The sequence below is a fragment of the Kitasatospora sp. NPDC059812 genome, assembly GCF_042732075.1.
In the GTDB taxonomy this organism is placed as follows: domain Bacteria; phylum Actinomycetota; class Actinomycetes; order Streptomycetales; family Streptomycetaceae; genus Kitasatospora.
Genome location: NZ_JBHWIO010000156.1, coordinates 1 through 8,539, shown reverse-complemented (window position 1 = coordinate 8,539; position 8,539 = coordinate 1). Strand labels below are relative to the sequence as shown.

General features: G+C 72.4%; 7 protein-coding genes. 6 read left to right on the top strand and 1 reads right to left on the bottom strand.

Annotated elements, in window-relative coordinates; translation table 11 throughout:
- Positions 1 to 364 precede the first annotated feature (364 nt).
- Positions 365 to 2,593, top strand: coding sequence for a M9 family metallopeptidase (locus ACFV6D_RS38235; protein ID WP_380563324.1), 2,229 nt, complete (start codon positions 365 to 367; stop codon positions 2,591 to 2,593).
- 109 nt (positions 2,594 to 2,702) lie between these two features.
- Here ACFV6D_RS38235 and ACFV6D_RS38230 read toward each other — a convergent pair whose 3' ends face one another.
- Positions 2,703 to 3,464 carry a PP2C family protein-serine/threonine phosphatase gene (locus ACFV6D_RS38230; RefSeq protein ID WP_380346349.1) on the bottom strand — a complete coding sequence of 254 codons (762 nt, stop codon included), beginning with the start codon at positions 3,462 to 3,464 and terminating at the stop codon, positions 2,703 to 2,705.
- A 158-nt stretch (positions 3,465 to 3,622) separates the two neighbouring features.
- Between ACFV6D_RS38230 and ACFV6D_RS38225 the strand changes: the two genes are divergently transcribed.
- From ACFV6D_RS38225 to ACFV6D_RS38205, 5 genes are all read left to right on the top strand, one after another.
- A complete protein-coding gene (locus ACFV6D_RS38225; RefSeq protein WP_380563322.1) occupies positions 3,623 to 4,765 on the top strand; it encodes an LLM class flavin-dependent oxidoreductase in 1,143 nt (380 codons plus the stop codon).
- Positions 4,762 to 5,385 (top strand): FMN reductase, encoded by a 624-nt coding sequence (locus ACFV6D_RS38220; protein ID WP_380492058.1) that lies wholly within the window; start codon positions 4,762 to 4,764, stop codon positions 5,383 to 5,385. The genes ACFV6D_RS38225 and ACFV6D_RS38220 overlap by 4 nt, the downstream gene beginning before the upstream one ends.
- Before the next feature lie 309 nt (positions 5,386 to 5,694).
- Entirely contained in the window at positions 5,695 to 6,729 is a 1,035-nt protein-coding gene (locus ACFV6D_RS38215) for a Dyp-type peroxidase (protein WP_063346953.1), read from the top strand.
- A gap of 28 nt (positions 6,730 to 6,757) precedes the next feature.
- Positions 6,758 to 7,555 (top strand): family 1 encapsulin nanocompartment shell protein, encoded by a 798-nt coding sequence (locus ACFV6D_RS38210; protein WP_363371484.1) that lies wholly within the window; start codon positions 6,758 to 6,760, stop codon positions 7,553 to 7,555.
- 244 nt (positions 7,556 to 7,799) lie between these two features.
- The coding region (locus ACFV6D_RS38205) for an electron transfer flavoprotein subunit beta/FixA family protein (RefSeq protein ID WP_380492060.1) at positions 7,800 to 8,539 on the top strand (740 nt) is incomplete at its 3' end.

The following is an 8,539-nucleotide window of genomic DNA, read 5'->3' as shown; positions in this document are numbered from 1 at the left end:
CGGGGGGGGGGCGGGCGCGGTGGGGGTCTGGGGGGGGGGGGTGGCGGGGGGGGGCGCCCCCCCCCCCGGGGGGGGCGGGCCCCGGCCGCCGCCCCCCCCCCCCCCCCGCCCCTGCGTCGTTCCCCCGCGAATCGCTCACATGGGCAGGGCTATCCAACGTCATGTGATGTGTGCCATGGTACATGTCACACTCCCCACCGTGTGCACGACGGAGCCGCCCACGAGGCGCCGTCGCCAACGGTCCTCACCACCCCACCGGCCGCACCCCCAATGCGACCGACGACGGCCCGGAGGCCCCCACGTGAGTTCCGCGCGTCTGCTGCGACTCCCGCAGCTGGCAAGGCTGTTAGTACTCGCCCTGACCATGTTCCTGACGATCGGCCTGTTCGCCCCACAGAGCAAGGCCGCCCCCGCCGCCGCCCCCGGCGGCGCGGCCGCCCCCACCACCCACGCCGGACCGGCGCCGCAGCCCGCCGTCGGCGCCCCCGAACGCGGCCACACCGACCGGCAGTTCGCCTCTGCCGACCAGCGGGCCCCGCTCCCGCTCGACACCCGGCCGGCCGAGGCCCGGCCGACCGCCAAGGCCTTCTCCCTCGGCGCGGCGGCCGCCCAGCCCTGCAACGTCGGCGACTTCACCGGCCGGACGGGCGGCGACCTGGTCCAGCACATCAAGGCCGCCGACATCCAGTGCATCAACGGGCTCTTCCAGCTCACCGGCGCGGACGCGAGGGGCGCGTTCCGTGAGGAGCAGATGACCACCGTGGCGTACGCGCTGCGCGACGCGTCCGGCAGCTACCCGGGCGACAACTCGACCTCCGTCGAGCAACTGGTGCTGTACCTGCGCGCCGGGTACTTCGCGCAGTGGTACCACAAGGACGACGTCGGCACCTACGGCACCGCCCTCCAGACGGCGATCCGTTCCGGGCTGGACGCCTTCTTCGGCGGCGCGCACGTGCGGGACGTCGCCGCGGGCAACGCACCCATCCTGGGCGAGGCCGTCACCCTGATCGACAGCGCGCAGGAGAACATCCGCTACCTCCCGGTGGTCAAGCAGCTGCTGAACGACTACAGCAGCGCCACCTGGAACCCGGCCGGCATGGCCTGGGCGGTGAACCCGGTCTTCACGGTGCTGTTCCGCGGCCACCAGGTGACCGGCTTCGACGCGGCGGTCGAGGCCGACCCGAGCGTGCTGGACGCGCTGTCCGGCTTCGCGACCCGCAACAACGACCAGCTCGGTGGCGACTTCGGCGTGCTGGTCTACAACGCGGCCAAGGAGCTGACCCGCTTCCTGAAGGACGCGGCGCTCCAGCCCAAGGTCCGTCCGCTCGCCAAGTCGCTGGTCGCGCAGTCCGCGCCGAACGGTCGCACCGTCTACCAGTGGGCCGCGGTCGCGGACGGGGTCGGCTACTACGACGCCGCCAACTGCGCCTACTACGGCACCTGCAACGCCTCCGACCAGCTCAAGGCGGGCGTGCTGACGGTCAACTACACCTGCAGCCCGAGCATCAAGCTGATCGCCCAGGCGCTGGACAACACCCAGCTGGGCACCGCCTGCACCAGCCTCACCGGCCAGGACGCGTACTTCCACTCGGTGGTGCGCGACAACGGCCCGGTCAAGGACGACAGCAACACCACGATCGAGGTGGTGGTCTTCCACTCCTCCCTGGACTACCAGGTGCTGGCCGCGGCCATCTACGGCATCGACACCAACAACGGCGGCATGTACCTGGAGGGCGACCCGGCCAAGGCCGGCAACCAGCCGCGCTTCCTCTGCTACGAGGCCGAGTGGGCCCGCCCGTCGTTCGAGATCTGGAACCTCAACCACGAGTACACCCACTACCTCGACGGCCGGTTCGACATGTACGGCGACTTCAACGCCGGCATGACCACCCCGACCGTCTGGTGGGTCGAGGGCTTCGCCGAGTACATCTCGTACTCGTACCGCAAGGTGACCAACGACGCCGCCATCGCGGCCGCCGCCCGGCACACCTACAAGCTGAGCGACCTCTTCGACACCGCCTACGGTGACCAGGACCGGGTCTACCGCTGGGGCTACCTCGCCGTCCGCTACATGCTGGAGCAGCACCGCGGCGACCTGGACACCGTCCTCGCCAAGTACCGCGTGGGCGACTGGGCCGGCGCCCGCACCCTGCTCAAGACCACCATCGGCACCCGCTACGACGCCGGCTTCGACAGCTGGCTGACGGCGTGCGCCAACGGCGCCTGCGCCTCCGGCGGAGGCACGCCCACCCAGCCGCAGCTGCCGGAGTGCGCCGGCACCGACATCCGCAAGCTGGACGCCAACTGCGCCCGCAGCAACATCGCGGCGACCACCGGCAACTACGCGCACTTCTACCTCCTGGTGCCGGCCGGCACCAAGCAGGTGAAGGTCACCACGAGCGGCGGCACCGGCAACGGCGACCTCTACTACAACCCGGCCTCCTGGGCGTACACCGACGCCAGCACGGCGCACTCGGCGGGGCCGGACAACTCCGAGACCCTGACGATCACCAACCCGCCGGCCGGCTACGTCTACTTCAGCCTCTACGCCCAGCAGGGCTTCAGCGGGGTGAGCGTCACGAGCGAACTCTGACCGGACGCTCGTCGAGCGACCGAATACGGACAGGTGACCGCCCCGGCGGAGCGCTTCGGCGCCCCGCCGGGGCGGGTCCGTGCCCGCTGGCGGCTAGGGCGGACCGGGCCTATTCGCCGATCCGGACCAGCGCCAGGGTGATGTTGTCCGGCCCGCCGGCCGCGATCGCCGCCTTCCAGAGCTCGAACGCGGCCCTCCCGTCGGCGCGGTCGGAGCCGTCGTGCGGCCGGGCGAGCAATTCGGCCAGCTCCTCCTCCGGCACCGGGTCGGTCAGGCCGTCGCTGCACACCAGGTAGCGGTCGCCGGCGGCCAGCGGTGCGGCGCGCACGTGCGGCTCGACGAAGGTCAGTCCGAGCGAGCCGCCCAGGGTCTGGGTGACCACCGAGGTGGTGCGCCGGCCGGGCGGCAGCGGCGGGCTGTCGTCCACGCTCACCCGGTGCAGCCCGTCCGGGGCGACCTGGTAGACCCGGCTGTCGCCCACGTTGAAGGCCACCGCCCGGCCGGGCAGCAGCACCAGGCCGGCCACCGTGGTGCCCATCGCGGCCAGCTCGGGTTCGCCGGCGGCGGCCGCGTACACCGCCCGGTTGCAGTCCTGGAGTTCCTCCCGGACGGCCTCCTCGCTGTCCAGTCCGGCGCCGTCGGCGGCCAGTCGGCGGGCCACCAGGGCGCTGGCGACCTCGCCGCCGGGGTGGCCGCCCAGGCCGTCCGCCACGGCGACCACGCAGGGCGGGCCGAGCGGGAACAGCAGGGTCTGCGGGTTGCCGGTCACGGTGGCGCAGAGTGTCCACGGCCCGACCGTGAGGCTGTCCTCGTTGTGCTGCCGCACCAGGCCCTCGTGGCTCAGCGCGCTCACCGCGATGTACGTCGCCATCGGTTCGCCGCCCTTCCGGAGCTCCTCCCTCAAGTGTGGGCGGGAATAACGATCCGCACCCGGGTGCTAAGGTGGTTGAAAGTTTAACGATCCGCCCCGAGAACCCCGTGCGCCCCGAGCGCCCGGGCGAGGGGCCGACCTGGAGTGTGGTGAGCAGCATGCAGTTCGGAATCTTCACCGTCGGCGACGTCACCCCCGACCCGACCACCGGCCGCACCCCGAGCGAGCACGAGCGGATCAAGGCCATGGTGGCCATCGCGCGCAAGGCCGAGGAGGTCGGCCTCGACGTCTTCGCGACCGGCGAGCACCACAACCCGCCGTTCGTCCCGTCCTCGCCGACGACCATGCTCGGCTACATCGCCGCGCAGACCGACCGCATCATCCTCTCCACCTCGACCACGCTGATCACCACCAACGACCCGGTGAAGATCGCCGAGGACTTCGCGATGCTCCAGCACCTCGCCGACGGCCGGGTGGACCTCATGATGGGCCGCGGCAACACCGGCCCGGTCTACCCGTGGTTCGGCAAGGACATCCGCCAGGGCATCCCGCTCGCGATCGAGAACTACGCGCTGCTGCACCAGCTCTGGCGCGAGGAGGTGGTGGACTGGCAGGGCCGCTTCCGCACCCCGCTGCAGTCCTTCACCTCCACCCCGCGCCCGCTGGACGGCGTCGCGCCGTTCGTCTGGCACGGCTCGATCCGCAGCCCGGAGATCGCCGAACAGGCCGCCTACTACGGGGACGGCTTCTTCGCGAACAACATCTTCTGGCCCAAGGAGCACTTCCAGAAGCTGATCGAGCTCTACCGCGAGCGCTACGCCCACTACGGCCACGGCACGCCCGAGCAGGCGTACGTCGGCCTCGGCGGGCAGGTGTTCATGCGGCGCAACTCGCAGGACGCGGTGCGGGAGTTCCGCCCGTACTTCGACAACGCGCCGGTGTACGGGCACGGGCCCTCGCTGGAGGAGTTCACCGAGCAGACCCCGCTGACCGTGGGCAGCCCGCAGGAGGTCATCGAGAAGACGCTGGCCTTCCGCGAGTCCTTCGGCGACTACCAGCGCCAGCTGTTCCTGATGGACCACGCCGGCCTGCCGCTGAAGACCGTGCTGGAGCAGCTGGACCTGCTCGGCGAGGAGGTCGTGCCGGTGCTGCGCGAGGAGTTCGCCAGGAACCGCCCGGCCGCGGTGCCGGACGGGCCGACGCACGCCGCGCGGGTCGCGGCCCGCAACGAGGAGTCCGTCGACGGGGAGTCCCTCGGTGGGAAGTCCGTCGGCGGGGAGACCATGGAGGTGGCCAAGTGACCGCGTACCGGCTGGTGGTGGTGAGCGCCGGGCTGAGCAAGCCGTCCTCGACCCGGCTGCTGGCCGACCGTCTCTGTGAATCGACGGTCCGTCAACTATCCGGTGGCGGGCGGCAGGTGGACGTCACGGTGGTCGAACTGCGTGACCTGGCCACGGAGATCGCCCACCACTTCGTCACCGGCTTCCCCGGCGCGGCGCTGCGCGGGGCGATCGACGCGGTGACCGGGGCGGACGCGGTGATCGCGGTGACGCCGATCTTCACCGCCTCCTACAGCGGCCTGTTCAAGTCGTTCTTCGACCTGGTCGACCACGACGCGCTCACCGGCAAGCCGGTGCTGATCGCCGCTACCGGCGGCACGCCCCGGCACTCGCTCGCCCTGGAGCACGCCGTCCGGCCACTGTTCAGCTACCTGCGCGCGGTGGTGGTGCCGACCGCCGTCTACGCGGCCACCGACGACTGGGGCGCGGCGGGGGACGGGCTCACCGACGGCCTCCCGGGCCGGATCGACCGCGCGGCGGGCGAACTGGCGGCCCTGCTGGCCGGCCGCGGCCCGGCGGCGCCGGCGCTGCCCGAACAGGTGGTGCCGTTCGCCGAGCAGCTGGCGGCCCTGCGCGGCTGACAGTCGGGGTGGAAGGGGCGGGCGCGTGACGGCGCGTCCGCCCCTTCCGCGTGCCCACCGGCCGATGGCGCCCCCGAACGGCCTCGGCGGACGGCGCGTCCGGGAGGGCCGTTCGGGGGAGTGCCGCCCGCGCCGAATGGTCCGCTATGGGGTGTAATCGTACGCATGATCAGATGTCCGCTGGTCCGTCACGCCGCTGGTCCGTCACGCCGTCGGCCCGCCCGGTCGGCGGCAGCCACGACACGCTGACCACCGGCCATGAGCGGGACGCCGCCCGGCCTCCCGCGCCACCGTGGAGGAACCCTCGCCATGCAGGCCGAACCGCAAGCCGTGCTCTCCCCGCTGACCAGCGCGGCGGTCTTCCTGGTCCTCACCGTCGAGCCCGGCGGCGAGGACGCCGTCCGCGACCTGCTGCCCGACCTCGCCGGGCTGCGCCGCGCGGTCGGCTTCCGGGCCCCCGAGGGCGGCCTCACCTGCGTCACCGGCATCGGCTCGGACGCCTGGGACCGCCTCTTCGACGGCCCCAGGCCGGCCGGCCTGCACCCCTTCCGGGAGGTGGCCGGCACCCGCCACCGGGCCCCGGCCACCCCCGGCGACCTGCTGCTGCACCTGCGGGCCGCCCGGATGGACCTCTGCTTCGAGCTGGCCGGCCAGCTCACCGGCCGGCTGGCCGGGGCGGCCACCGTGGTGGACTCCGTCCAGGGCTTCAAGTACTTCGACGACCGGGACCTGCTCGGCTTCGTCGACGGCACCGAGAACCCCGAGGGCCGGGCCGCCGAGACCGCCGCCGTGGTCGGCGCCGAGGACCAGGCCTTCACCGGCGGCAGCTACGTCATCGTCCAGAAGTACCTGCACGACCTGGACGCGTGGAACGCGCTGAGCGTCGAGGACCAGGAACGGGCGGTCGGCCGCACCAAGCTCACCGACATCGAGTTCGACGACGACGCCAAACCGGCCGACTCGCACGTCGCGCTCAGCACCGTGACCGGGCCTGGCGGCGAGCAGCGGCAGATCGTCCGCTACAACATGGCCTTCGGCTCGTTCGACCGCGGCGGCGAGTTCGGCACCTACTTCATCGGCTACGCCCGCGATCCCGAGGTGACCGAGGAGATGCTGCGCAACATGTTCGTGGGCCGCCCGCCCGGTACCACCGACCGGCTGCTCGACTTCTCCACGGCCGTCACCGGCTCGCTGTTCTTCGTCCCGACCGCCGACTTCCTCGACGCCCCGCCGCCCGCGCCGTCGGCGCCCCCGGTGCGGTCGGCGCCGCCCGCTCCGCCCGCGCCGAGTGCTCCCCCCGCGACCGGCTCGCTCGGCATCGGCAGCCTGCGCGGCACGCCCTGAACCGGACCTCCCGACAAGGACCCGCACCATGAACAACCTGCACCGCGACCTCGCCCCCGTCTCCGCCGCAGCCTGGGCGGAGATCGAGGAGGAGGCCCGCCAGACCTTCAAGCTCCACATCGCCGGCCGCCGCGTGGTCGACCTGAACGGCCCCGACGGCTCCACCCTCGCCGCCGTCGGCACCGGCCACCTGACCGGCATCGAACCGCCCGCCGACGGCGTCCAGGCCCACGCCCGCGCCGCCCAGCCGGTGGTCGAGCTGCGCGTCCCCTTCACCGTCCGCCGCGAGGCCGTCGACGACGTCGAGCGCGGCTCCCGCGACTCCGACTGGCAGCCGGTGAAGGACGCCGCCCGCACCATCGCCCTCGCCGAGGACCGCGCCGTCTTCGAGGGCTACCGCGCCGCCGCCATCGAGGGCATCCGGGCCGGCTCCACCAACCCGCCGGTCCGGCTCCCCGAGGACGTCCGCGAGTACCCCGAGGCCGTCAGCCGCGCCCTCACCGCGCTGCGCCTGGCCGGCGTCGGCGGCCCCTACTCGCTCCTGCTCGGCGCGGACACCTTCACCGCCGTCAACGAGACCAGCGACCACGGCTACCCCGTCCACAACCACCTCGCCCGCCTCCTCGACGGGGACATCATCTGGGCCCCCGCCATCGAGGGCGCCCTCCTCCTCTCCACCCGGGGCGGCGACTTCGAACTCTTCCTCGGCCAGGACGTCTCCGTCGGCTACCTCTCCCACGACGCCGACACCGTGCGGCTCTACCTCCAGGAGTCCCTCACCTTCCGCGTCTACACGGGGGAGGCCGCCGTGGTGCTGGCCGCCTGAGGGCGCTGAGGGCGCCCTGAGGCCCAGCGCACACCGGGAAGGGTACTGAGTTCCTTTACCAGGGGTACTGAGTGCCGTATCCTCTTCGTGGAGCCTCCGACACCAGTCGAAGAGCGCCGACACGGTATGCCGGTCCAGGTGGCGCTCACGGCGCGCAGGGCGCGGTCGGGCCGGGATTGGCACTCAGTACCCTCGGCATGACGTGAGGCCATCGACCAGTGCGACCGTGACAGGAGAACCACTCATGAGCTTGAGGATCGTCGTCTGTGTGAAGTACGTGCCGGACGCGACGGGTGACCGTCGGTTCGCGGACGACCACACCACCGACCGGGAGGGTGTGGACGGCCTTCTGTCGGAGCTCGACGAGTACGGCGTGGAGCAGGCGCTGCGGATCGCGGCGGCGAACGAGGGCGCCGAGGTGACGGTGCTGACGGTCGGGCCGGACGATGCGAAGGACGCGCTGCGCAAGGCGCTGTCGATGGGTGCGGACAAGGCCGTGCACGTGAACGACGAGGACATCCACGGGTCGGATGTGATCGGGACGTCGGCGGTGCTGGCGAAGGCGCTGGAGAAGACCGGGTTCGACCTGGTGATCGGTGGGATGGCGTCGACGGACGGTTCGATGGGTGTGCTGCCGGCGCTGCTGGCGGAGCGGCTGGGCGTGGCGCAGGTGACGCTGCTGTCCGAGGTGTCGGTCGAGGGCGGTGTGGTGCGGGGCCGTCGTGACGGTGACGCGGCGACCGAGCTGGTCGAGGCGGCGCTGCCGGCGGTGGTGTCGGTGACGGACCAGTCGGGTGAGGCCCGGTACCCGTCGTTCAAGGGGATCATGGCGGCGAAGAAGAAGCCGGTCCAGTCGCTGGACCTGGACGATCTGGGCATCGAGGCCGACGAGGTCGGTCTGGCGGGTGCGTGGACGGCGGTGGAGTCGGTGGCGGCGCGTCCGGCGCGGACCGCGGGCACGGTCGTCAAGGACGAGGGCGAGGG